The organism is Brevundimonas sp. KH_060 (genome assembly GCF_057838275.1).
This window is the reverse complement of record NZ_CM174463.1, coordinates 695,965-720,256: the sequence shown is the minus strand read 5'-3', so window position 1 is coordinate 720,256 and position 24,292 is coordinate 695,965. Positions and strand designations below refer to the sequence as shown.

General features: G+C 68.5%; 20 protein-coding genes. 7 read left to right on the top strand and 13 right to left on the bottom strand.

The window, feature by feature from the left end; genetic code table 11:
* The first annotated feature begins 117 nt into the window (after positions 1–117).
* The 4 genes from AC3IPP_RS03580 (at position 118) to AC3IPP_RS03565 (ending at position 2,720) form a co-directional block, all read left to right on the top strand.
* Positions 118–480, top strand: a complete 363-nt coding sequence (locus AC3IPP_RS03580; protein ID WP_087141376.1) for a hypothetical protein — start codon at positions 118–120, stop codon at positions 478–480.
* Positions 481–606: 126 nt separating this feature from the next.
* Positions 607–1,854, top strand: coding sequence for a hypothetical protein (locus AC3IPP_RS03575; protein WP_489150387.1), 1,248 nt, complete (start codon positions 607–609; stop codon positions 1,852–1,854).
* An 85-nt stretch (positions 1,855–1,939) separates the two neighbouring features.
* Complete coding sequence (gene grxD, locus AC3IPP_RS03570; protein WP_087141491.1) at positions 1,940–2,290, top strand: Grx4 family monothiol glutaredoxin; 351 nt, start codon at positions 1,940–1,942, stop codon at positions 2,288–2,290.
* 4 nt (positions 2,291–2,294) lie between these two features.
* A complete protein-coding gene (locus AC3IPP_RS03565) occupies positions 2,295–2,720 on the top strand; it encodes a thioesterase family protein (protein ID WP_489150386.1) in 426 nt (141 codons plus the stop codon).
* A gap of 154 nt (positions 2,721–2,874) precedes the next feature.
* Here AC3IPP_RS03565 and glyS read toward each other — a convergent pair whose 3' ends face one another.
* Complete coding sequence (gene glyS, locus AC3IPP_RS03560; RefSeq protein ID WP_489150385.1) at positions 2,875–5,067, bottom strand: glycine--tRNA ligase subunit beta; 2,193 nt, start codon at positions 5,065–5,067, stop codon at positions 2,875–2,877.
* Complete coding sequence (locus AC3IPP_RS03555) at positions 5,067–5,981, bottom strand: glycine--tRNA ligase subunit alpha (RefSeq protein WP_087141539.1); 915 nt, start codon at positions 5,979–5,981, stop codon at positions 5,067–5,069. The genes glyS and AC3IPP_RS03555 overlap by 1 nt, the downstream gene beginning before the upstream one ends.
* Positions 5,982–6,092: 111 nt before the next feature.
* On the opposite strand from AC3IPP_RS03555, the gene AC3IPP_RS03550 reads away from it, so the two are divergent.
* Complete coding sequence (locus AC3IPP_RS03550; protein WP_489150384.1) at positions 6,093–6,842, top strand: polysaccharide deacetylase family protein; 750 nt, start codon at positions 6,093–6,095, stop codon at positions 6,840–6,842.
* A gap of 126 nt (positions 6,843–6,968) precedes the next feature.
* Here AC3IPP_RS03550 and AC3IPP_RS03545 read toward each other — a convergent pair whose 3' ends face one another.
* From AC3IPP_RS03545 to AC3IPP_RS03525, 5 genes are all read right to left on the bottom strand, one after another.
* Positions 6,969–10,163, bottom strand: coding sequence for an autotransporter domain-containing protein (locus AC3IPP_RS03545; protein ID WP_489150383.1), 3,195 nt, complete (start codon positions 10,161–10,163; stop codon positions 6,969–6,971).
* A gap of 424 nt (positions 10,164–10,587) precedes the next feature.
* The gene (locus AC3IPP_RS03540; RefSeq protein WP_489150382.1) at positions 10,588–11,487 is read right to left on the bottom strand and encodes a hypothetical protein; all 900 of its coding nucleotides are present in this window, start codon (positions 11,485–11,487) and stop codon (positions 10,588–10,590) included.
* Positions 11,488–11,522: 35 nt separating this feature from the next.
* Positions 11,523–12,422, bottom strand: coding sequence for a 4-(cytidine 5'-diphospho)-2-C-methyl-D-erythritol kinase (locus AC3IPP_RS03535; RefSeq protein ID WP_489150381.1), 900 nt, complete (start codon positions 12,420–12,422; stop codon positions 11,523–11,525).
* A gap of 7 nt (positions 12,423–12,429) precedes the next feature.
* Positions 12,430–14,307, bottom strand: a complete 1,878-nt coding sequence (locus AC3IPP_RS03530; RefSeq protein ID WP_489150380.1) for a tetratricopeptide repeat protein — start codon at positions 14,305–14,307, stop codon at positions 12,430–12,432.
* A 259-nt stretch (positions 14,308–14,566) separates the two neighbouring features.
* Positions 14,567–16,222 carry an electron transfer flavoprotein-ubiquinone oxidoreductase gene (locus AC3IPP_RS03525; RefSeq protein WP_489151034.1) on the bottom strand — a complete coding sequence of 552 codons (1,656 nt, stop codon included), beginning with the start codon at positions 16,220–16,222 and terminating at the stop codon, positions 14,567–14,569.
* Positions 16,223–16,413: 191 nt separating this feature from the next.
* Here AC3IPP_RS03525 and AC3IPP_RS03520 point away from each other — a divergent pair, with 191 nt between their 5' ends.
* Positions 16,414–17,223, top strand: coding sequence for a uracil-DNA glycosylase (locus AC3IPP_RS03520; RefSeq protein ID WP_489150379.1), 810 nt, complete (start codon positions 16,414–16,416; stop codon positions 17,221–17,223).
* Between the two features lie 95 nt (positions 17,224–17,318).
* The gene (locus AC3IPP_RS03515; protein ID WP_489150378.1) at positions 17,319–19,010 is read left to right on the top strand and encodes a lytic transglycosylase domain-containing protein; all 1,692 of its coding nucleotides are present in this window, start codon (positions 17,319–17,321) and stop codon (positions 19,008–19,010) included.
* 196 nt (positions 19,011–19,206) lie between these two features.
* Here AC3IPP_RS03515 and AC3IPP_RS03510 read toward each other — a convergent pair whose 3' ends face one another.
* The 6 genes from AC3IPP_RS03510 to AC3IPP_RS03485 all read right to left on the bottom strand — a co-directional run bounded on the left by AC3IPP_RS03510 (position 19,207) and on the right by AC3IPP_RS03485 (position 24,256).
* Complete coding sequence (locus AC3IPP_RS03510; protein ID WP_489150377.1) at positions 19,207–19,863, bottom strand: glutathione S-transferase; 657 nt, start codon at positions 19,861–19,863, stop codon at positions 19,207–19,209.
* A 27-nt stretch (positions 19,864–19,890) separates the two neighbouring features.
* On the bottom strand, positions 19,891–20,211 hold the full coding sequence (locus tag AC3IPP_RS03505; RefSeq protein ID WP_489150376.1) for a DMT family transporter: 321 nt from the start codon (positions 20,209–20,211) through the stop codon (positions 19,891–19,893).
* A 225-nt stretch (positions 20,212–20,436) separates the two neighbouring features.
* The gene (locus AC3IPP_RS03500) at positions 20,437–22,812 is read right to left on the bottom strand and encodes a TonB-dependent receptor (RefSeq protein ID WP_489150375.1); all 2,376 of its coding nucleotides are present in this window, start codon (positions 22,810–22,812) and stop codon (positions 20,437–20,439) included.
* Between the two features lie 117 nt (positions 22,813–22,929).
* On the bottom strand, positions 22,930–23,256 hold the full coding sequence (locus AC3IPP_RS03495; RefSeq protein ID WP_256968312.1) for a hypothetical protein: 327 nt from the start codon (positions 23,254–23,256) through the stop codon (positions 22,930–22,932).
* Entirely contained in the window at positions 23,201–23,677 is a 477-nt protein-coding gene (locus AC3IPP_RS03490; RefSeq protein ID WP_256968313.1) for a hypothetical protein, read from the bottom strand. The genes AC3IPP_RS03495 and AC3IPP_RS03490 overlap by 56 nt, the downstream gene beginning before the upstream one ends.
* Positions 23,678–23,779: 102 nt before the next feature.
* Complete coding sequence (locus AC3IPP_RS03485; RefSeq protein WP_256968315.1) at positions 23,780–24,256, bottom strand: helix-turn-helix domain-containing protein; 477 nt, start codon at positions 24,254–24,256, stop codon at positions 23,780–23,782.
* Between the last annotated feature and the right edge of the window lie 36 nt (positions 24,257–24,292).

Below are 24,292 nucleotides of genomic sequence, written 5' to 3'. Positions count from 1 at the left end.
TAGCTGAACACGGCTTTCATCCATCGCGTGGACGTGGTTCTCTAAGAGGACGCAAATCGGCCGCGCCGCGCCGTCATGATCCGGGCCGCCGCAGTTCGCGGCCCCTGTGGAGTTCAGATGCTGCTCGTCGCCTTCACCGCCGTCCTGGCGCTGGTTCAGGGTCAGGCTCAAGCCCAAACCCCTGCTCCGGCCCCTCGGCTCGTCTCCTATGACGAGGCGGTGCGGTGCGCCGGTCTGACCCAGGCCGCGTCCGAACTGGAAGGCGGCGAAAGCCGTTACGGCCGCGAGCTTTACGACGCCGCCCTCTATTGGTCGCTGGCGGCCATGCAGGCGGCGACGACCGCCGGGCGCAATCCGACGGCGGCCGAGAACGACCAGACCCGCGCTCGGCTTCAGTCCGTGCGTCGTCTGTCGGCCGGCGACGCCGAGTCGCGCACCGCCCTGCAACGCTGCCGCAAGGCCGCGCCCCGCCTGGGCTAGCGGCGAAAAACAGCGAACCGCCGTTTTCTCATTATATGGTTAAGCCGAACCCTTCGAACGGCGCTGCGTTTGCTTGGACGACCCCCGGATCACCTTCGTGATCCCGAAGCGGGACGGCGGAGCGCGATGTTCGAATTCGGCAGAGATCTGAGACGGCTGTTCGAGAAGGCGCGCGATAGCGACGATCTCGGCTGGCTGGAGCTGATCGGCGCAGGTCTGGTCGAGATCGAAGCCCGCCAGCAGGCCACGGACGCCGGCCGCGTCTCCTGCGCCCGCCCCTTCGACGCCGCCCTGCGCGCCGCCGCCCTGTGGCGCGAGCACGCCCGTCGGTGCGGCGCCGCCGCCAGCATCGACCGCGCCGAAGCCGCCGGACACGACGCCGCCAAGGTCGCCGCCAATGACGACCAGGCCGTGCGCGCCGCCCTGGACCTGGCCCAAACCGGGATGCTGGCGTTCGACCTGCGCGGCGGCCCCGAACGACTGGCGGCGGCGCTGGACCTGCTGGCCGACCTGCCCGCCGCGCGGCGCGCCGACACCGCCGCCGCCATGGCCGCCCTGCACGCCCGCCTGCGCGCGCGCCAGGCCCTGCTGTCCAGCCGCCTGTCCGAACTGACCGAGGCCACGGCCCTTCTCGACGCCGCCCTGACACGACTGAAAACCGGGCGCGCGGCCGAGGACGAACTGCGCATGGACCGCGCCGTGGTGACGCTGGAGGCCGGGCTGATCGCCCGCGACCCGCGCCTGCTGGACCAGGCGGGCCGCGACCTGCGCACCCTGGTCGAGGCCGCCTCGCCGGAACAGCGTCCGCTGAGCCGCGCCCGCGCCCTGGCCCTGTGCGGCGCGGGCATGGCCGCCCTGGCCGCTGTGGCCGAGGACGCCGCCGCCCGCGATCAGGCCCACGCCCTGTTCGACGCCGCCGCCCAACTCTTCACCCCCGACCACAGCCCGCTGGACTGGGCCGCCATCCAGGTGATGCGCGCCGAGCGCGAGACCCTGCCGCCGCTGGTGCTGGTCCAGGCCGAGACCCTGACCGAGGGCGGGGGCCTGATCCTGGGCGCCCTGGCCCATGAACAGCGGGTGGCCCAGGAGGCCGCGCGCGCGGGCGCCGTCGGCGATCTGACGGCCCTGCTGGAGATCGAGGGCGCCCTGCGGCGGCGCCTGGTGCGGCCTTCGGTCTCGGCCACGCCGCTGGACTGGGCGGCCGAGCAGATCGGCCTGGCGCGCATCGCCCTGGCCCGCGCCCGCTGGACCGGCGAAACGCCCCGCGCCGTCGGCCTGATGCTGGCCGAGGCGGCCCAGACCGCGCGCGAGCACGGCGCCTCCAGCCTGGCCGAACGCGCCGAACGCCTGACGCCGCGCCCGCAAACCGTCTGAGCGCGCCGGGGCGAGCGCACGCGCGGCCTTGACCCGGCCCCATTGGGCGCCTAGCTCACGGGCTTCGCAGAAGGGTTCCGACACAGTGACCGAACAAACCGCCGCCGATCCCGTCCACGCCTTCATCGCCCAGACGGTGGCCGAGCATGACGTGGTGCTCTTCATGAAGGGCACGCCGGATTCGCCGCGCTGCGGCTTCTCCTCGGTCACGGTTCAGATTCTCGACCACGTGGGCGCGGCCTTTGTCGGCGTCGACGTGCTTCAGGACGAAGCCCTGCGCGAAGGCATCAAGGCCTTCACCGACTGGCCGACCATCCCCCAGCTCTATGTGAAGGGCGAGTTCGTCGGCGGCTCGGACATCGTGCGCGAGATGTTCCAGTCGGGCGAACTGGCCGCCCTGATGGCCGAAAAAGGCGTAGCCTTGGGCGAAGCCTAACCCGATGGCCCGGCCGCAGCTGCAACCGCGTGAGGACCGCGAGGTCTTCGTCGTCCCGCTGGACGTGCGGCCGGAACACATCGACGAGAACAACCACGTCAACAACGTCGTCTACGTCGGCTGGCTGCAGGACGTGGGCACGGTCCACTGGAACGCGCGCTTCGACGACGAGACGCGCGCCCGCTGGTCGTGGATCGCCCTGAGACACGAGATCGACTACCTGCGCGCCATCGAGCCGGGCGCGACCGGCGTCGTCGCCCGCACATGGGTCGGCGATCCGCAGGGGCCGCGCTTTAGCCGCTATGTCCGCATCGAGGACGCCGAAGGCCGCCTGTGCGCGCAAGGCCTGTCCGAATGGTGCCTGGTCGACGCCCAGACCCTGCGCCCCGTTCGTATTCCCGCCGAGATGCTGGGACCGTTCACGGCGTAATCCTCCCTTCTCCCCTTGTGGGAGAAGGTGGCCCGTCAGGGCCGGATGAGGGGTCTTGCGACGGTGAATGAGGTTGCGAGGCGAATGTCCCGCAACCCCTCATCCGTCAGGCTCCGCCTGCCACCTTCTCCCACAAGGGGAGAAGGACGATGGATCAACCCGCGATCTGGCCGAAGTCGGCGACGCGGTTCATGACGCCGCGCACCTGAACCAGCAGCTTCAGGCGGTTTTCACGTTCTGCGGCCACGTCGGAGTTGACCATGACGGCGGTGAAGAAGGCGTCCACCGGGCCACGCAGGGCGGCCAGGGCCGTCATGGCGGCGGCGAAGTCCTCGGCCTCCAGAGCGGCGTCCACGGCCGAGGCGGCGGCGGCGGCGGCGAAGGCCAGGGCAGTCTCTTCCTCCGGCTGGTTCGGCAGGCCGGTGGCGACGGCGCCCTCAGGCAGCGGCCCCTTCTTCTCCTCGGCCTTGAGCAGTTGCGCGGCGCGCTTGTAGCCCGCCAGCAGGTTCGCCCCGTCGTCTGTCGCCAGGAAGGCGGCCAGCGCCTCCACCCGACGCACGATCCGCACCAGATCGTCGTCGCCCAGCGCAAAGACGGCGGCCACAAGGTCGTGACGCTGGCCCTTGTCGCGCAGAAGGACGGTCAGGCGATCGGCGAAGAAGGCGAGAAGATCCCTGGCATTGATTTCAGCGGCAACATCCCAAGCTTTTGCTTGAGAAACCAAATCTGCTCGGTCGAGCGGTAGTTCGACTTCATCAAGCGGCACTGCTGCAAGTCCAAGGTTCCCTCGAATATCAACCAACTGGTGCGCAGCACGATTTACCGCACGCTCCAACGATTCCGAATGAACAAAAAATGCGTGGTGCTGAAAATCGGGTAGGAGGCTCAACCGTACCCCGTTCTCCAGCACCAGCCGGATCACGCCCAGCGCCGCACGACGAAGCGCATAGGGATCCTTCGACCCCGTGGGCTTCTCATCGATGGCGAAGAAGCCGACCAGGGTGTCCAGCTTTTCGGCCATGGCGACGGCGATCGTGACCGGGGCGGTCGGGACGGTGTCGCCCGGTCCCTGCGGCTTGTAGTGGTCGCGGATGGCGTCGGCCACGGCGTCAGGCTGACCGGCCAGACGGGCGTAGTAACCGCCCATGATCCCCTGCAGTTCCGGGAACTCGCCCACCATGCCCGAGGCCAGGTCGGCCTTGGACAGGCGCGCGGCCTGTTCGGCCTGAGCCGGATCGGCGCCGACCAGCGGGGCGATCTCGCGCGCCAACGCCGCGATGCGGTCCACCCGCTCGGACAGCGTGCCCAGCTTGGCGTGGAAGGTGACGTCCTTCAGCTTGGCGTTCCAGGCGTCGAAGCCGACCTTCTGGTCCTCGGTCCAGAAGAACTCCGCGTCGCTCAGGCGGGCCGACAGCACCTTGGCGTTGCCGGCGGCCAGGGCCGCGCCGCCGTCGGTCGCCTCGACGTTGGCGACGACGACGAAGTGGGGGGCCAAGCCTTCCTTGCCCGGCTCGCGCACGGCGAAATACTTCTGGTGCACCTTCATCGACAGCTGGACCACTTCCGGCGGCAGGGCCAGGAACTGCGGGTCCATGTCGCCCAGGATCGGCGTCGGCCATTCGGCCAGACCCGACACCTCGTCCAGCAGGCCGTCGTCATCGACCAGGGCCAGCCCCTTGGCCGCGCACACGGCCTTGGCGCCCTCGAGGATGCGCAGCTTGCGGTCGGCGGCGTCCAGCAAGACGAAGTTGCGCTCCAGCTTGGCGCGGTAGTGGGCGAAGTCCTTGACCGCGAACGGCTGGCCCGCGCCCATGAAACGGTGGCCCTCGGTCACGTCGCCCGAGGGTATGCCGTCGACTTCAAACGGGATCACCGCCCCATCGTACAGGGCCAGGATGCGCTTGATCGGTCGCACCCAACGCAGGGTTCCCGTGCCCCAGCGCATCGACTTGGGCCAGGGGAAGTGGCGGATGATGTCGTCGACGCTCTCGGCCACGACCTCGGTGGTCGCGCGGCCCTTGCTGCTGATCTCGGCGAACCAGACGCCGTCGCGCTCGACCAGTTGGTCCTGCGTCAGGCCGGTCTTGCGCAGGAAGCCTTCCAGCGCCTGCGCCGGAGCCGAAGTCTTCGGCCCCTTCAGCTCTTCATTGCGGTCGGGCGTAGCGGCGGGCAAGCCATCGATCACCAGCGTCAGGCGGCGCGGCCCGGCATAGGTCGTCAGCGCGTCCCAGGTCAGGCCTGCGGCCTTCAAGCGGTCGGACGCCATGCGCTCCAGATCGCGCGCGGCGCCGGGCTGCATACGGGCGGGGATTTCTTCAGAGAAGATTTCGAGGAGAAGCTGGGACATCAGGCGGTCGCCCGTTCGTGTTCGACTTGAGCCCATTCTGTCTGGGCGACGGCGCAGGCTTTGCACAGGTCGCGGATGCGGCCGATGTAGCTCTGGCGTTCGGCGACGGCGATGGCGCCGCGGGCGTCCATCAGGTTGAACAGGTGCGAGGCCTTCAGCACCTGATCATAGGCAGGCAAGACCAGCGGCTGGCCTTGCGGACCCTTCATGGTCAGGAAGTGGGCGGCCTCGCGCTCCATGTCCTCGAAGCGGCGCTTCAACGCGGCGACGTCATAGCCGTGGAAGTTGGCTTCCGACTGCTGGCGCTCGTTCTCGAGGAAGACCTCGCCGTAGGTGAGACCCTCCTTGTTGAACTTCAGATCATAGACGTTGTCGACGCCCTGAACATACATGGCCAGACGCTCCAGCCCGTAGGTTAGCTCGCCCGAGACGACGTCGACCTCGATGCCGCCGACGCCCTGGAAATAGGTGAACTGCGTCACCTCCATGCCGTCGCACCAGACTTCCCAGCCCAGACCCCAGGCGCCGACGGTGGGGTTCTCCCAGTCGTCCTCGACGAAGCGGATGTCGTGCAGGCTGGGGTCGATGCCGATGGCGGCCAGCGAGCCGAGATACAGCTCCTGCAGGTTGTCGGGGTTCGGCTTCAGGATGACCTGATACTGGTAATAGTGCTGCAACCGGTTGGGGTTCTCGCCGTAGCGACCGTCGCCGGGGCGGCGCGAGGGCTGGACGTAGGCGGCCTTCCACGGCTTGGGACCGAGGGCGCGCAAGACGGTCGCGGGGTGCAAGGTGCCGGCGCCGACCTCGATGTCATACGGCTGCAAAATGGCGCAGCCCTGATCGCTCCAATAGTGGTGCAGGGTCAGGATCAGGTCCTGAAACGAGAGAGGTTCAGCAGCGGCCACGGTCGACATTTCGGTCCGATTTCGGGAGGCGCGGACCATAGGGCCGCTACGCTTCGCCAGCAAGGCGAGGCGGCCGAAACCTTCACCCTTCTGCAAGCGCAGATGCGCTAGAAGGCGGCCATGATGCAGCAACGGATCGATCAAATGCGCCGCCGAGCGGCGCGCTACCTGGGCGTGCGGCCGGTGACGGTCGCGCCCGCCCGCGGGATTCTCAGCCTCAGCTTCGACGACTTCCCGGCCAGCGCCTGGACCGAGGCCGGGCCGATCCTGGCCGAGCATGGGATCAGGGCGACCTATTACGTCGCGGGCGGTCTGTGCGGCGGCGAGAACATCGGCAAGGCCCAGTTCGAGGTCGAGCATCTTCAGTCCGCGCATGAGGTCGGGCATGAAGTCGGCTGCCACACCTTCGACCACGTCAGCGCCCTGCGCCTGAGCCCCGCCGAGCTGACGGACCAACTGGCGCGCAACGCCGCTTGGGTGGGCGAGCGGCTGGACGGCCACGTCATGACCACCTTCGCCTGGCCTTTCGGCGACGTGGCTTTGGGCGCCAAGACGGTGATCGACGAGCGGTTCCTGCTGGGACGCGGCGTGCGCGACGGGGTCAACGCCGGACGCGCCGACCGGGCCAATCTGCAGGCCATCGGCCTGGAGTCCCGCCGCCTGCCCCACTACGACCTGGAGGCGCTGGTCGCCCGCGCGGCGGAGGCGCCCGGCTGGCTGATCGCCTATGGCCACGACGTCGAGAGCGACCCCACCCCCTACGGCTGCACGCCCGAAGACCTGGACCGCCTGATCCGCCTGGCCAAGGCGGCAGGGCTGGAGATCCTGCCGGTCGGCGAAGCATGGGAGCGGTTGGGCGGCGACCTCTAAATTCCACTCATCCCCGCGAAGGCCAGGATGAGCGGTTTTCGGATCAACAAAAACGCCGCCGCCCGCTGAGGGCGACGGCGTCTGTCCGTCAGGATCGCCGGGACCGAAGCCCCGGCGCCCGCCTTATCAGAACCGGAAGCTGACGCGGCCGGTCAGGCGGTGGTCCTTGTAGTCGTCGTTGAAGACGCCCGAGTAGCCGACCTCGATGTTGGTCGACTTGCTTGCTTCGATGTTGAAGCCCAGGCCCGCCTGAAGCGCGCCCGAGTTCAGGTCGGCGCCTTCGACGCGGAACACCGGACCGTCCGAGAAGGCCGCGTTGAACACGGGGCCGTCGCCGCTCAGGTCTTCGGTCCAGGCCAGGTGGCCGATCGCCGACAGCGCCGGGCGGCCGTTCCCGCCCGCCAGATGCGTCTCCGAACGCAGACCCGCCGTCAGCAGGTCCGAAGTCTGGGAGACGTCGCCCGACAGGGCCGCGTCGCCGCCGCGCTCGACCACGTCCGCATCATATTCGACGCGGGTGTAGTTCAGGTATGGCTCCAGCACGGTCGAGCCCATCACCGGCTTGCGCCACGACACTTCGCCGTAGGCCTGCCAGGCTTCGCCGTCGTAACGGCCGGTCAATTGCTCATTGAAGCGGTTCAGCGAGGCCGAACGGTCCGTGCGGGTGCGCGAGTCCATCCAGGCGCCGCCCAGACGGAAGTCGAAGCCGGCCAGCGTCGCGGCGCCGTAGACGCCGATGTGCTGGGTCTTGACCTCGCCCGTCGAGTGCAGACGGTTGGCGCGGATTTCCGACTGGCTTTCACCGACGGCGACGCCGATGTGGGCGCGGCCGTTGAGCGTCTTCTCGACGCCGGCCAGATAGCCGGTGGCCTCGCTGCGGAAGCCGGCCAGTTCGCCGTTGTCCTGACGCCCGCTGCCGAAGACGCCCGAGGCCCAGACGGCGACGCCACGACCGTCGGTCGCCTCGGTCGTGCCGTTGCGACCGCGCGTCAGCATGGCGTCACGGATGAAGCGCGAGTCGCCCGAAGCGACGCCCGCCAGGGTGGCGTGAACTTCGCCCGTCAGGCTGTTCAGAGCGCCACGGACGTTAGCGACGCTGCCGTCCAGGATGGCGTCTTCCAGAGCCGTGTTACGGCTTGCCGGCGGGTTGGTCATGGCCGAAGCGGTCATGACATCCAGCGCCGCGCCGACCGACGTCTGGTTCGGCGTGACGCCGACCGAGGCGATGGTCACGTCATTGCGCGCCAGCGTCAGCTGTACGGCCTTGTCGCTGTAAGTCAGGATCGGCTTCAGGAAGGCCAGATCGCTTTCGGCGCCTGCGAAGACGCCGGTGACGCCGCCCTCGGACTGCAGGATATTCATCTGCGTGCGCAGGTTCCACTCGCCCTGGTCGGCTTTCAGGATGACCTTGCCGCCCTCCAGCGTCGTCGCGCCTTCAACAGCCACGCGCGAGTGCTGGGCGCCGTTCACGCTGGAGCGGATCCACAGGTAGGAGCCGTCCTTGAACACCAGGTTGTCGGCGATGGTCAGCGTGCCGAACGGGTTGGCCTTGTCGCCCGGCGACAGGACGCCGCCCTTGTCGACCACCACGTCAGCCAGACGGCCCACGCCGCCCAACATGCCCAGATCGGCCACGGTCGAGGTCGAGTTGATCAGGCTGCCGTTGACGGTCAGCAGGCCGCCCTCGACGCGGGTCGCGCCGGTGTAGTCGTTGGCGCCGGTCAGGATCAGCTCGCCGCCGCCCTTCTTGACGATGCCGCCGATGTCGTCGGGGTATTCGGCCAGAACCTCGGCCGAGTAGCGGTCGCGTGCATCGCCGATGTCATTGCTCCACACGTCGACCGTGCCGACGCGAACGTTGACGTCGCGCACGTCACGCAGGGCCGTCGGGCCTTTCAGCGCAACCTCCATCTGCGGCGCGCCCCACCCGGACTTCAGGTCCACGCCCGGCGTGTCCAGATCCAGCGAGCTGGACACCAGGATGTCGCCGATCAGCGCCGTGTCGTACTCGGCGAAATGCTCCATCAGCAGGGCGGCGAAGCCCGAGATGTTCGGCGCCGCCATCGAGGTGCCCGTGTAAGCGGCGTAATCCGGTCCGGTGAAGGTGAGGATCGTCTCCAGCTTCTCCGCCAAGATGCCGTTGGCTAAGGTCAACACTTCGGACGAGAACTCCGGCGTCAGGACCGCCATATTGCCGGCCGAGGTCAACAGACCCGCCAGATCAGAAGTGAACCCGTCAGGATCGCCAAAGAGCGCGCCTGAGATCACCGTAAACGCCACCGCTTGTTCGGCGATGTAGCGGCGAGCCGCCGCCTCGTCGAAGGGCTGACCGGCAAGTTCAGCGGCTTCCTTGGCGCCCAGATAACCGTTAAGAACATCCAGGAAGCCGTAGATCGCCGCGTTTTGCAGCTGTCCGACCGTCGTCGCGGTATACAGAGGCAGATAGTCCTGCGGCGCATAGGCCGCCACCAGAGCGTCATAGTCGTACTCGAACCCCGGCACGGCTGAAACGATCTGGTGCCCCGGTCCGGCGACGCACCAGGTGGCGCTCTGGCCGCAGAAGCTGGTCGAAGCGCTGGGCGTCAGATCCCCCGTGTAGTTGGCGACCGACAGCCAGTTGGAGCGCAGGCGCGGGTCCGACATGGGCGCGAGCGCATCAATGCTGGCGTGGACGCCGTAGCCGTTGCCCGCTGAGAAGACGACCAAGACGTCGTTGTCCAGAACAGGCTTGTAGAAGTCGCCGAGATCCTCGCCGAGGAGGTTCTTCACGATGTCAGCCGGCGCGTCATAGGGAATATTGTTCCCCGAACCCCAGCTGTTGTTGATGATCCGGACTTCGCCCGTATTGGCTAGGTCGATGATGTTCTCCAACGGCGTGCTGACGGTGTCGCCGTTGATGTAGATATCGCGGAACCACAGGAAGTCGCCGGCGGCGAAGTTGGTCGTGGCCGAATAGATGTTGGCGCCGAAGGCGTTGCCGAACATGGCCTCGCCTTCGATGCGGGCGCCGCCGATGGTGCCGGCGACGTGGGTGCCGTGGCCTTCCCAGCCGCGACGCGGGTTGATGCGGCCGTCGTTGCCGTAGTCGCCCGAGACGACCGTGTTCAGACCCTTGATCTTGCCTTCCCCGCCGAACAGCGGGTGATCCATGTAGACGCCCGCGTCATTGACGCCGACCGTCAGGCCCTTGCCCGACAGGCCCAGGGCGTAGGCGTGCTCCAGACCCAGATGGGCCTTGGAATAGTCCACCGTGAACTGGGCGTCTTCACGCCAGGACGTCAGCGCCGCGTCGTAGTCCGCAGTGCGCGACCCGTCCGCCATGTAGAACCCGCCCGGCGGCGGCGTGACACTCGTCTGGGCGGAAACATCACTCGCCCAAACCAGGGCGGAACCAGCGGCTGCAACCAAGAGGCCAGCCTTGAACGCGTTAATCATAGATCCCCACAAAAGCGACATAGCTATTCGAAGAGGGGTCGCCTCCGTCTCGGCAGCCCTATGACCGCCGCTCCACGCACCCCTCTCTAAAGCATTTGAGACGGAAACCTCCGCCTACTGTCAATCATGGAACGAAGATCATTCGCTCACGCGCGCCTGGACCAAAACGGTCACGCTTGAGTGTCCCGAAATTGGAATTTCCCTCCAACCCCCGCGCGTCATGACTCACAAGGGCCCGACCGCCGCCTCAATCAGTCTTTTCTTCGCCCGAATTGAACCATAGCCGCGTCATTCTGTCGCGGTTCTCGCCTTAGGGTTGAAGCAGTCCTCGAGCCTGGGCCCAGCGAATCAACGGCTTGCGAGGCCAGCACAACAGCCAGGAGCAGGCGTTGTATTCACCCGTCTCGATCATGGCGCGGCGCGTGGGCGAGGAGGCGGAGGCGCGCTCATCGTGGATCTCGCCGCCGCCCTGATGGATCATGAAGGCGCCGTGGCTCGTCGGCGTGGTCCGCAGATAGGTCAGGCGCGGGCTGATGGTCTCCAGCGGCGGATCGAAGAACCAGCTGGAGCCGATGACGCCCGCCAGCTCTGGCCGCGTCTGCAGCAGGGCCGCCGCGGCGGCCCAGTTGCGTTCCCAACCCGCCTCGTTGAAGTCCGACAAATCGCGCGCCTCGGTGTGGGTCTCCAGCCAGGGTCGCCAGCCGCCCGCCTGAACCCAGGCGATCAGCGGACCGGGACCGCGCCCGCCCAGCATGTGCCGCACGACCAAGCCCGGCCCGACGGGCGAGGACAGGTCCAGCATCTGCGTCTTGCTGCCCGGCACGCTGAGCGCCAGGGCCACCCGCACGTCCTTGGCCCAGAAGTCGGGGTCATAGGGATCCGCCCCGCTATCCAGATAGACGGCCAGCCGGTCGATATAGGTCGGATAGCCCGCCAGCACGGCCTGCGGCAGGCGCTCGGCGGCGATACGGCCGGGCAGCTCCAGCGCCCAGGCGGCGATCAGGCCGCGCCTCTGGTCGTCGTTCGCCTCCGCGCCCAGCAAGCCGTCCACGGTGCGGGCGGCCAGCTCGAAATCCCAGTGGGGCGCGACCTCGGCGGCGGCGCGGGCGGCGGCGTCCTTGAGCTCGTCCACGCGGGCGCGGTCGGCGGGCGACAGACGCGACAGGGCGCGTTCAAAGGCGGCGGTCTGTTCGGGCGTGAGCTGGGTCATGACCGCCAGCTTGGCCGCAGGGGCTGTAAATCCGGTTAAATAACCGCACGCGGTTCGATATCGGGCGCACCCAGCACCACAGGCCGCGACCACCAGCCCGGCCGATCCAGGGCGAAGGCCCCCTCGATCGCCGCCGCCCGGTCATCGAACAGGCCGAAGACCGTCGCCCCCGATCCCGACATCCGCGTCAGCCGACAGCCCGGCGCGGCGCGCATGGCGGCCAGCGCCTCTTCGATGCCCGGCGTGACGGTCAGGGCGGGCGCCTCCAGGTCGTTCCGTTGAGCCGACAGCCAGTCGATGACGGAGGAGACGGACCAGTCGGCTGGCCCCGACGGCCGATCCGAAGCCCCGGCGGGCGCAGCGTCATAGGCGCGATAGACCGCCCCCGTCGGCGACGGCAGGCCGGGATTCAGCAGCACGCCGTGCAGCGTAGGCAGGCGCGGTTCGTCCTCCAGCACCTCGCCGACGCCCGACGCCCAGGCCGGGCGCGCGCGCAGGCACATGGGTCCGTCCGCCCCCGCGGCCAGGGCCAGGCGCTCCAGCTCGCCCTCCGTCAGATCAAGGCCGAGAAGACGCGCCGTCAGCCTCAGCGCCGTCCCCGCATCCGCCGAACCGCCGCCCAGACCGGCGGCGATGGGCAGGCGCTTGTCCAGGGTCACGGCCACGGGCGGATCGCCGATCCCGGCCGCCCCGCCCAGGGCGCGCAGGGCCTTGAGGATCAGATTGTCGCCCTCCCCGTCCAGACCGGCCGAGAACGGTCCCTCGACTGTCAGCGACAGGGCCTCGGCGCAGCGCACCGTCACCCGGTCGCCGACGTCGGCGAAGGCGGCCAGGCTGACCAAGGGGTGATAGCCGTCGACCTGCACCGGCTCGACATGCAGCAGCAGGTTGATCTTGGCCGGCGCCAGGCCGCTCAGAGCATCGGAAACAGACATGGCGGCGTCAGTCGGCCGCGCCGCCCGCAGACCCCAGTCCCTTGTCCCCGGTCGGATCCTGGCCCAGGCGATCGCGCAACTTGCCCTCGACCTCGCTGCGGCGCTTGTCGTCGACCTCCAGCGTCAGGACGCGGTTCCACTGGAAGCCCGCCTCGCGCTGGCGGCCCACGGCCCAATAGGCGTCGCCCAGGTGGTCGTTGATCTCGGCGTTGGCGGGCTCCTTGTCGACGGCGCCCTCCAGATTGACCACCGCCGCCTCATACTGCCCCTGACGGAACTGGGCCCAGCCGAGCGAGTCCTGGATGTTGCCGTCCTTGGGCTCGGCGGCGTGGGCGCGGGCGATCATGGCGGCGCCTTCCTGCACCCGCGTCCCGGTGTCGACCCACAGGTAGCCGAGATAGTTCAACAGGGTCGGATTGTCGGGCTGCATCTGCAGGGCGGCCCACAGCTCGGCCTCCGCCTCGGCGTCCCGGTCCAGGGATTCATAGGCGGCGCCGCGCAGGAAATGGACCTCGAAGCCCTGATCCGCCGTGTTCAGCAGCGGCCCGTTCAACAGCTCCAGCGCAGCTTCGTGCCGCTCCATCTGCATCAGCTGGCCGGCCAGCATATAGGCCACGCCCGCCTCGTCGGGACGCACGGCGGCGGCGCGGCGCAGTTCGACCAGGGCCTCTTCATCCCGCCCCGCCTTGCCCAGGCTGATGGCCGTCTGGATGCGGGCGGCGGCGTAAAGGGCGGGCGAAGCCTCGCTGACCTCCGCCAGGGCGGCGCGGCCTGCCGGCTCGATTCCGCCCTGGATCAGGGTCTGGCCGACCAGAAGCTGGGTGTTGTCGCTGGGCGACAGATTCTGAGCCAGGCGCAGGTAGACGACGCCGAACTCATGGGCGCGCTGGGCGATCATCTGGTCAGCGGCGGTGCGCAGCGCCTGAGCGGCGCCCTCGCGGAAGTTCGGCAAGGCGGGCGGACGTCCCTTGGCCAGCACCCGCTCACGCCCCTGGATCACGCGCCGGTCGGCCGTTCCGGCGGTGATGGCGGCGTCATACTGGACCAGGGCGTCCTCTCGGCGGCCGCGTCGCTCCAGGAACTCCCCATACGGTTGACGGAACAAGGCCCCGGCGATGGCGTGGCTGGTCAGGTCGCGCCATTCGGCGTCGGCCTCGTCATAGCGACGGCGCTGTTCCAGCAGGCGGGCGCGATTGGCGCGCGCCACCATGGCGCTGACAGGATCAAAATCGGCGGGCGGCATGGCCAGGGCGCGGTCCCAGTCCTTGGCGGCGGCGGCGATCCAGCCCTGAACGTAAAAGCCCGCCCGGTCATGCGGCTCGCCGACCGGGGCGTTGGTCAGCAAGGCGTCGGCGCGGCGGGCGTCGCCGCCGACGTAGATCTGAACCGCCTGCACCAGGCGTCCCGCCTGGACGATGACAGGCGAAACCTCGGGATCGGTCGGGGCGATGCGGCCCGCTTCATCCAGATCACCGGCCAGAAGCGCGGCGGTGAAGGCCTGTTCGCGCACGCGCGGCTGTTCCGGCGTCAGGGCGTAGACGCGGCTGAGATAGTCGGCCCCGATCGCGCTCTCGCCGCTGGTCAGGGCGTTGCGGCCCGCCAGATAGAGGCCGAAGGCGCTGTTCTTATGGGCGTCGAGCGGGATCGGCGCCCATTCGGCGGGAATGGGCGCGACCTTGGGTTCTTCAGGCGTTTCCGGCTCGTCCGCGATGATGATGTGCGGAACGGGGTCGCCGTTCGGCTCGGCGTCCTGCTCCGCCGGAGCTTCGGCCGGCGCTTCCGGGGCGGGCTCGGGAGCCTCCTGCGCCAGGGACGGCGCGGCCAGCGACAGCGCAAGGGCGGAAACCGCCAGGAACAGGACAGGGCGAGAAGAGACGAAACGCATGGCCGGACCCTTCACGCTTTCCCTTTCGCCCGCAAGATCATGTGGAGGAAAAGCAGCGCAACGCTTCTCCCTCCCCTTCATGGGGAGGGTGGTCGGAGCGAAGCGACGAGCGGTGGGGAGGGCCAGGTGATCCTGGGCGCCGCGCTTGATTTGCCTTGCCGCCCCCACCCGGCTTGGCTGCTCCGCGCCGCCCTTCGGGTCGGCCTGACGGCCTCAGCCACCCTCCCCATGAAGGGAAGGGTGAAGCCGCGCGCGTGTCTTACATGTTCGGATAGTTCGGACCGCCGCCGCCTTCCGGCGTGGTCCAGACGATGTTCTGCGACGGGTCCTTGATGTCGCAGGTTTTGCAGTGGACGCAGTTCTGGGCGTTGATGACGAAGCGCGGATCGGCGCGGTTCGCCTCGTCCGCATAGACGACTTCATACACGCCGGCCGGGCAGTACAGCCGCGCCGGCTCGCCGTACTTCGGCAGGTTGACGGTGATCGGCACGGACGGGTCCAGCAGCTTCAGGTGCGCGGGCTGGTCCTCGGCGTGGTTGGTGTTGGAGATGAAGACGCTCGACAGCTTGTCGAACGACAGCTTCCCGTCCGGCTTGGGATAGGCGATCGGCTTGTGCTGCGAGGCGGGCTCGGTCGAGGCCGCGTCGGTCTTGCCGTGGCGCATGGTGCCGAAGAAGGAGAAGCCGCCCGTCAGGTGGTTGACCCACAGGTCGAACATGCCGACCGCCCCGCCCATCATGGTGCCCAGCTTGGACAGCAGGGGCTTGGCGTTGCGGACGACCTTCAGCTCCTTATAGACCCACGAGCGCAGGTATGCCGCCTGATAGGCGCTCAGCACGTCGCCCTCGCGGCCTTCCATGACGGCGTCATAGGCGGCGTCGGCGGCCAGCATGCCGGTCTTCATGGCGTTGTGGCTGCCCTTGATACGCGGCACGTTCACGAAGCCCGCCGAACAGCCGATCAGGGCGCCGCCGGGGAAGGCCAGTTTCGGCACCGACTGGAAGCCGCCCTCGGTGATGGCGCGGGCGCCGTAGGAGACGCGCGTGCCGCCTTCCAGATGCTCGGCGATGGCCGGGTGGTGCTTGAACTGCTGGAACTCGTCGAACGGCGACAGGAAGGGGTTCTTGTAGTTCAGGTGGACGACGAAGCCGACGGACACATAGCGGTCGCCGAAGTGGTACAGGAACGAGCCGCCGCCCGTCTTGTCGTCCAGCGGCCAGCCGGTCGTGTGCTGGACCAGGCCGGACTGGTGCTTCTCGGCCGGGATCTGCCACAGCTCCTTCAGGCCGATGCCGAACTTCTGCGGATCGGCGGCGTCGCACAGGTTGTGGCGGGCCATGATGGTCTTGGCCAGCGAGCCGCGCACGCCCTCGGCGATGAAGACGTATTTGCCGTGCAGTTCGAGGCCCGGCTGGAACTCGCCGGTCGGCTTGCCCTCGCGGTCGATGCCGAAGACGCCCGCGACGACGCCCTTCACCCGGCCCGTCTCTTCCTCCCAGACCACATGGCTGGCGGCCATGCCGGGATAGACTTCGACGCCCAGCGCCTCGGCCTGTTCAGCCAGCCAGCGCGCGACATTGCCCAGCGAGGCGATGTAGCAGCCGTCGTTGTGCATGAAGGGCGGCAGGGCGAACATCGGCAGGGACGCCTGCCCCTGCGGGCCCAGGACCAGGAACTTGTCCTTGGTCACCGGCGTCTCCAGCGGGGCGCCGCGTTCCTTCCAGTCAGGGAACAGCTCGTTCAGCGCCTTGGGGTCGATGACGGCGCCCGACAGGACATGGCCACCGATCTCGGCCGACTTCTCCAGCACGGCGACGGAAATCTCTTTCCCGTCCTTCTCGGCCCGCTGTTTCAGGCGGATGGCGGCGGACAGACCGGCGGGGCCGCCGCCGACGATGACGACGTCATATTCCATGACCTCACGCTCGACGCCCGACAGGGCCTCCAGCGGCGGCAGGTTGTCGATGACGGCTTCCTGCCATGCGTTCTTGGCGCCGCCTTCGATCATTTCCTCGGCCATGTCCCCTGAATCCTCGTTGTCGTCGTGGTTATCCGCCTTATCGGGAGGTGACGCGGGGGCGGTCAAGGCCTATTGCCTATAGCTTCATGAACGCCCCTTCCCTCGACATGGCTGCCGCAGAGGCCCTGTTCACCTTCTGGCGCGACGCAGGCGTGGACGCCTGTTTCGAGGCGGAGCCGGTCGACCGCACCGTCTTCGTCGCCCCCGTCGCGGCCAAGGGGCCGGCCACGATCACGCCCCTGCGCGCCCCCGGCGCCGCGCCCGCGCCCGGCGAAGCGGCGGCCGAGGCCCGTCGCCTAGCGGCGGCGGCGACCACGCTGGACGAACTGGCCGAGGCCATCGCCGCCTTCGCAGGCTGCCCCCTGCGCGCCATGGGCGCCCGCCAGTCCGTCTTCGCGCGCGGCAATCCGCAAGGATCGCTGATGATCGTCGGCGAAGGCCCCGGCGCCGAAGAGGACGTGCGCGGCCAGCCCTTCGTCGGCCAGGCCGGGCAGTTGCTGGACCGCATCCTGACGGCTGCGGACCTGCTGGACGAAGCCTTCATCACCAACACCGTCTTCTGGAAGACGCCCGGCAACCGCACCCCGACGCCGCAGGAACAGGCGGTCTGCGCCCCCTTCGTCGAGCGCGCCCTGGCTCTGCTGAAGCCCAAGGCCGTGCTGCTGGTCGGCGCGGCCGCCGCCAAGGCCGTGCTGAAGACCGACGACGGCATCATGCGCACGCGCGGCCAGTGGCGCGAATGGCGATTGTCCGAAGGCGGAATCGCCGCGCCCGTCATGGCCACCCTCCACCCCGCCTTCCTGCTGCGTCAGCCGCAGGCCAAGGGCTTGGTTTGGAAGGACATTCTAGATTTGTCCGCTCGACTGCGCGGCGAAGTGGTTGAGCCGGGCGCCTGATTCAGGCATCCTGAACCCTTGGAGACCAGTCCGCAGAGCGTCGTAGAATCCCGAATCGAGACGGGGCCGACGCCGACGAAGGGGGCCGCCGCGTCATGTATTCTATCCGTCGGGCGCGTCATGCGTCCCTGTTCGCCTTCGCGCTTTGCGCCATGGCTGCGCCCCTCGCCCAGGCTGAAGATGTCGACACCTCCCGACCCTATGCCGACGCCGGCGCGGACTCCTCGCCTTCGCCTACGGCGCTGAGCAGCGAAGACCGGCTCAGCTACACCACGGCCTTCGACGCCCTGCGGCGCGGCGACCTGGAGCTGGCCCGCGCCTCGGCGCGCCAGGCCAAGGATCGCGTCCTGCTGGGTCAGGTCGAGTTCGAGCGCCTATTCCACCCCAGCCACGTCGCCAGCTATGACGAACTGGCGGCCTGGCTCGAGACCTACTCCGACCTGCCGATGGCCGAACGGGTCTACACCCTGGCGATGCGGCGCCTGCCCGACGGCGCGCCCGAGCCCAAGCGCCCCGGCGGTCTTCTGACCCGCACCTGGGCCAGCCTGACCGGCCCCGGCGACGGCGGCGTCAACGACCCGGCCAAGGCCGCGCGCGTGGCCCTGAACAACGACGACCTGGCCGGCGCCTACGCCACGGGCCAGCAGATCGGCGACTGGTGGACCGCAGGCCTGGCCGCCTGGCGCATGGAGCAGCACGCCGACGCCTTCCAGGCCTTCGAGCACGTCGCCCAGGACCCGACCGAGGATCCCTGGGTCCGCTCGGGCGGCGCCTTCTGGGCGGCGCGAGCCGCGGGCCAGTCAGGCCGCCAGGACCGCGCCGCCGAATATCTGCGCCAGGCCGCGCGCTGGCCGGCCACCTTCTACGGCCAGATCGCCCTGCGTCAGCTGGGCGAGGAGCCGGTGATCGAGAACCAGGGGCCGCGCCCCTATGAGGCGACGCTGCAACGCGCCTCATTCACGCCCGAGCCGATCGGCGTCGATGCGCGCGAACTCAACGCCTTCATCCGCTCAGACGAAGACGCCCGCCGCACCGTGGCCCTGTACGAGGTCGGCCGCCGCAACGACGCCGAACAGGCGGCCCGCAACGGCCTGCGCGCCGCCAGCGGCGACAGCGCCGCGCGCCAGATGTGGGTCGGCCTGTATCGCCTGGTCGCGCCCGGCCGCGCGGCCCAGTCCGAGGCCAGCCGCATCGACGCCGTCCGCTATCCGATGCCGGACCTGCAGCCGATGGGCGGCTTCACCATCGAGAGGGCGCTCGTCTACGCCATCGCGCGCAAGGAGACGGACTTCAACGCCAACGCCCGTTCCGGCGCCGGCGCCTATGGCTTGATGCAGGTGATGCCGACCACGGCCGCGCACATGACCGGCGACCAGGGCTATGTCCGCACGCCCCAGCGCCTGCTGGACCCGGCCGTGAACATGAAGCTGGGCCAGGACTATGTGAACCGCCTGTTCCAGATCGAGTCCTTCCAGGGCGACCTGCTCAAGGCTGTGGCCTCCTACAACGCCGGGCCGGGGCCGATGCTGGCGGCGATCCGCAAGCTGGGCGCCGACGCCGATCCGCTGCTGCTGATCGAGACCATCGACGTGCCCCAGGCCCGCGAATACGTCGAGAAGGTCGTCGCGGCCTACTGGATCTATCAGCGCATGATGGGCGGGCCGGTGAAAACGCTGGACGCCGTGGCCTCGGGCGCGCGCGCCGTGCCGATCCGCCTGGATTACGTCGCGCCGCCCCCCGCGCCCTTGCAGGTGGCCGAGGCCGTGCTGGGCGGCGGCTCGCGCTGAGGCGCGATTAAGACGCCTCAGACCATCAGGGTCAGAAGCGACGTCCACACCAGGGCCATGACCACCGCCGCCAGGGCGTAGGCTCTGGCCGTGCGGCCCCAGTCGGTGTTCCTGCTGATCGTACGCATGGCTCCGCCCCTCCGAGAACAAGCTGAACTATAGGGACGCACTCTTAAACCGGCGTTCTCAGGATCGGTTAATCAACGTTAGATGACAGCGCCGCCGCCTCCCACTCGCGGAAATGCGGCTGGTCCAGCAGGGCGGCGACATAGGCGGCGGCCGTCCCGTCGTCGCCGTGCGCCGACAGGTCGATCTGGAAATGGCGCACCCGCGCCGCCACGGGCGTGAAGAAGGCGTCGGCGACCGACCAGTCGCCGAACAGCCACGGCCCGCCCGCGCCGAAGCGTTCGCGCATCTGCGTCCACAGCACGACCAGACGCGCCAGGTCGCGGTCCAGCCCCGGATCGGACGGCGCCTCGGCTCGCGCCTCTCCGGCCATCGGATGATCCGGCCCCATGCCGCACAGGTCGCGCAGGGCGTGGAAGCCGGAGTGCATCTCCGCCGTCGCCGAACGCGCCAGGGCGCGCGCGGTCGGATCGACCGGCCACAGCTTCGCCTCGGGATAGCGTTCAGCCGCCCATTCGCTGATGGCCAGGGTGTCCCAGATCGTTTCGCCCTCGACCTTCAGCAGCGGCACGAAGCCCGAGGGCGACAGACGGCGCAGTTCAGCCTTTTCAGCCTCGGAGCGATACCAGACCTCGCGCGTCTCGAAGACGGCGCCTGCGCGCCTCAACACCAGCCACGGCCGCAAGGACCAGGTGGAGAAGAGGCGCGGTCCGACGATCAATTCCATGGCGAAGCTCCGAGGCTGTCGCCGCGATTAATGGCTGGAGGCGAGCTTCAGCACAACCAGGCCGCTGACGATCAGCACGGCGCCGAACACGCGCATCGGCGTGACCGGCTCGCCCAGCACGGCGATGCCGACCAGGAAGGCTCCGACGGCGCCGATGCCGGTCCAGATCACATAGGCGGTGCCCAGCGGCAACGTCTTCATCGAGATCGACAGCAGGCCGAAACTGATGATCATGAAGCCGATGGTGCCGATGGTCGGCCAGGGTTTGCTGAAGCCATCGGACGCCTTCATCAGGAAGGCCCAGACGATCTCGAACAGACCGGCGAGAAGAAGGAAAATCCAGGCCATGACTTGCTCCCTTGCATGGCAAGCCGGGTCGTCCCAGCGTCATGCCCAATGATGGGAGAGGTCGTCCTCTGAGCCCGCCTATCTGGGACAGGGGGTGCTGAAGTCAAGCCTTGCGCCCGCCTTCTTTTCTCGCAAGCGCAATATGCGGTCAAGTGGAAGCAAAATTGCCTCAGTGGGCGGGAGCAGGCGACGGTTCGCCCGCTCCCCTAGCCATTCCTTCCGGCCTTAGCGCATGACCCGCAGGGTCACGCCCACCGTGCGCGGCGCCCCCAGGAAGGCGCCCAGCGTGCCCGTCTGGAACGGGGCGCCGAAGGCCACCTGACGATAGTCCTGATCGAACAGGTTGCGGCCCCACAGCTCGACGCTCCAGGCGTCGTCCCGCGCCAGGGCGACGCGGCCGTCGACCAGCCAGAAGCCCGGCTGGCTCTTGGCCGGGTCCAGGTCCGAGCCGGTGTTGTATTCCGACGAATATTTGGCCGCCAGGGTGACGCGGCCCGTCAGCCCTGCCGCCACCGGCCGCTCATAGGTTCCGGCCAGGGATCCGCTCCACAGGGGGGCGAAGTTCATCCGCTTGCCCGCCAGCAACGGCAGGCCCGGCACGGCGTCGTGGCCGTATTCCGTCTGGGCGTAGGTCAGGCCGCCCTGCAGCGACAGGCCCTCGAACGGCAGGAACATGAAGTCCGCCTCGACGCCCTTGGCCCGCACCTCGGGGATGGAGCGGACCAAGAAGGTCGTGCCCAGGAAGGTGTTCAGCTGGAAGTCGTCATAGGTCTGGCGGAAGGCGGCGGCCGAGACCAGCAGGCGCCGATCCAGCATCACGCTCTTCACCCCCGCCTCGAAGGCGTCGGCGCTTTCCGCCGGGAAGGCGCGCGAGGCGTCGGGGACCAGATTGGTCTGCCCCCGGTCCAGGTTGAAGCCGCCGTTCTTGCGCCCCCGCGACCAGGAGGCGTAGAGGCGCACGCCCTCGACCCCCTTGAACTCGGCGCGGGCCATGCCGGTCCACGCCTCGTCCTTGACCGTCTCCGACTGGCTCAGGCCGTTGAAGGCCGGGTTCGACCACGGCAGGCACAGGATGGCGTTGCGGACGCCGTTGGCCAGAGCGGCGGCGCAGGCGCGGCCGCCGTCGGTGTTGTGATAGGCGGCCGTCATCTCCTTCTTCTCATGGGTGCGGCGCAGGCCCCCGGTTAGGGTCAGGCGGTCGGTCACGGCGTAGGAGAGCTGGCCGAACAGGGCGGCGCTGCGGGCCGTCTGCCAATAGCGGTCCAGCTGGCCCTCGCCCTCGACGAAGCTCGCGCCGACGGGCAGGCCGGTCAGTCCCGATACGAAGGTCGGATCACCCAGCGGGTTGGACGCCGAGCGCGACAGCAGGCGGCTAACGTAGCCTTCGTAGTCGGCGCCGTAGAACAGGCTGTCGCGGCGAGTCAGCTTCTCATCGGCGAAGAAGGCGCCGGCCGACCAATCCAGCTTTCCGCGCTGGCCCGACAGACGGAACTCCTGCGTCAGGGTGCGGAAGCGGTTCGACCAGCTGCCGTCGTCGGGACGATAGGCCAGATCCGCCGAGGTGAAGTCCCAGTCCTGACTGATGACGCCGCGCCAGTCGCGCACCGCCGAGGTGCTGTCCAGCCTTGCCCAGCCCAGGTCGGCGCTCAGGTGCAGGGCCAGGCCCTTGTCGCGGATGCGGGTGTTGGTGTCGCGGTTCGAGTAGGCCACGCGATCCCACGGCTTCGGCGTCGTCGCCACGCCGCCATCGGGCGCAAAGGTCGCCAGCAGAGGCCCGGTGGCGCCCGTGACCAGTTGCACGCCGACGCAGCAACGCTCGTCCCGCTCGGTCCAGTCGGCGGTCAAACGGGCGGTCAGGTTCGGCGTGGCGCGCCACAGCAACTGACCGCGCACGGTGTCATAGTTTTCGGTCTGATCATCGGTCGAGGTGCGCGGGCCGTCTCCCGTCTTGATGTCATAGAAGCCGTCGCGGCGGCGCGCGGCGACATACAGCCGCCCGGCCAGAACCTCATCCACGATCGGGCCGGTCAGCGACACCGAACCGCCATGCGTTCCATAGTCGCCGAAGGTCGCCTCGCCCGCCATGCGCGCGTCGAACGACGGTGCGGCGGTGACGACGTTGATGACGCCCGCGGAGGTGTTCTTGCCGAACAGGGTCGCCTGCGGCCCCTTCAGCACCTCGATGCGCTCGACCTCGCCCAGATCGCCCAGGGCGGCGCCGTTGCGGGGACGATAGACGCCGTCGATCATGACGCCGACCGAGCTTTCCACACCCGGATTGTCGCCCACCGTGCCGACGCCGCGGATGCGGGCGGTGGTGAAGGTCTGGTTCGAGGTCGAGGCCACGATCAAGCCCGGCGCCAGGATCTGCAGATCCTTGATGTCGCGCACGCCGACGCCGTCCAGCAGGGGCTGGCTCGCCACCGTCAGCGACAGCGGCGTCGCCGCCAGGGGCGCCTCGCGCCGCTCGGCCGTCACCACGATCTCGGACACCTGGGTCGGCCCGGCGTCGACGGGCGCCTCGGCCAAAACAGGCGCGGCGAAAGCGAGCACGGACAAGGAGGCGGACGCGAGAGACGCGACGCGAACAGCAGAAATCATGGGAGGAAAAACCGCTTGGCGGAGCGACGGCGCAAGGCTTCGTCGCGGACTGTCAGCGAATGTAACAGCCCCGTCGGCGAGGCGGAACCCCGACCGACGATCATCAAACGATGACTTTCAGGCCCGCCCGGCCAGCGGTCCCGAGGCGCGCGGAGCGAAGCTGTGCTCCACTCGACTGCGGTGCGGCGTCACGTCGTTGCGAACCGCGCCGCCGACGCGGCAAAGCTGCTCCAGACCCCGGCCGCCGCCCGCCTCGTGCGAAACGATAAGGTCCAGCAGCCGCTCGGCTTCAGCCAAGCTGTCGGGCCGCTGGTCCAGCAGCCAGGCCTCGACCGCATTCAGGTCGGCCGTCAGGCCGCCGGCGCGCACGGACGCCTCGACCGCGCGGTTATTCCACTGTCGCAGCAGCGCCTGCGCCGCCTCCATCGACCATTTTTGAGCCATGACGCCCCTCCAGGGCGTAGCGCCGGTCGGCCTCGACCTCCCAGACGCCAAAAAATGCCGTCAGGCTGATGAGCGCCCAAACCGCCCACATCAGCGTGAAGTAAGCCCAGGCCAGGCGCTCATGCGCGAGGAAGGGCGCGAAATGTCCCAGCAGCCCGATCAACTGAAAGCTGGCGACCGACACGATCCACCAGCGCCCGGCGCGCTCAGCCAGCATCCACAAGCTGACGAAGAAGAGGACATCCACCACGAAGATGCCCACATAAACGCCGTTCCAGTTCAGATCGAAAGCAAGCTGCGACAACAACGGAGCCACAATCATGGCCAATGTCGCCAGCCGATCCGCCGCACGCCCCCGCCACAGCAGAAGCGGAAAGGCGATGGCGTTGGCCGTCAGCAGTATGATCTGAACAGGATGCATCAGACGATCTCCAGCCGTTCGCTCTGCAGAGCGTTCGACCCGCTACTCACACGACGAAATTCTAAGCTTGATGGATCATGCACAGCTCCAGCGACGATAACGTCACGCCAGGCTGTGAATCATCTCCAGAACGGGATTGATCAGGCTGGCTCCAACCACGGCGATCATGAGCCAGGCCAAGGCCCAGAGCAGGATCAGCCACAATACGGAGCCGCCCATTTTACGCGGGCGACGCCACTCGTTCAGCGCAATGTAGCGCCGATAGAGCGCGCCCCCCGGCGCCTTCCCGTCCTCGAGAAGTCCGACAGGAGCCTCGCTGACGCCCCTATCTGCCTTGATCGGAAGAGGCGGCGACATTGCGATCGATTCCCCTGAGTAATGATCACTCAGGAGCCGCGCCGCCTGGATGCGGTTGGATACGCCCAGCTTTTCATAGGCTCGGTGCAGATGGTTCTGAACCGTACGGGGCGAGAGATTCAGCTCCTGCGCGATCTCCTTGTCGCCCAGACGGCTGGCGGCGAAGCGCAGAATTTCAAGCTCGCGCGGCGTCAGACTGTCGATGGGCGAAGGGCTGTTCACAATTGGTGACTATCTACCGGACCCGCCTGACGTCCA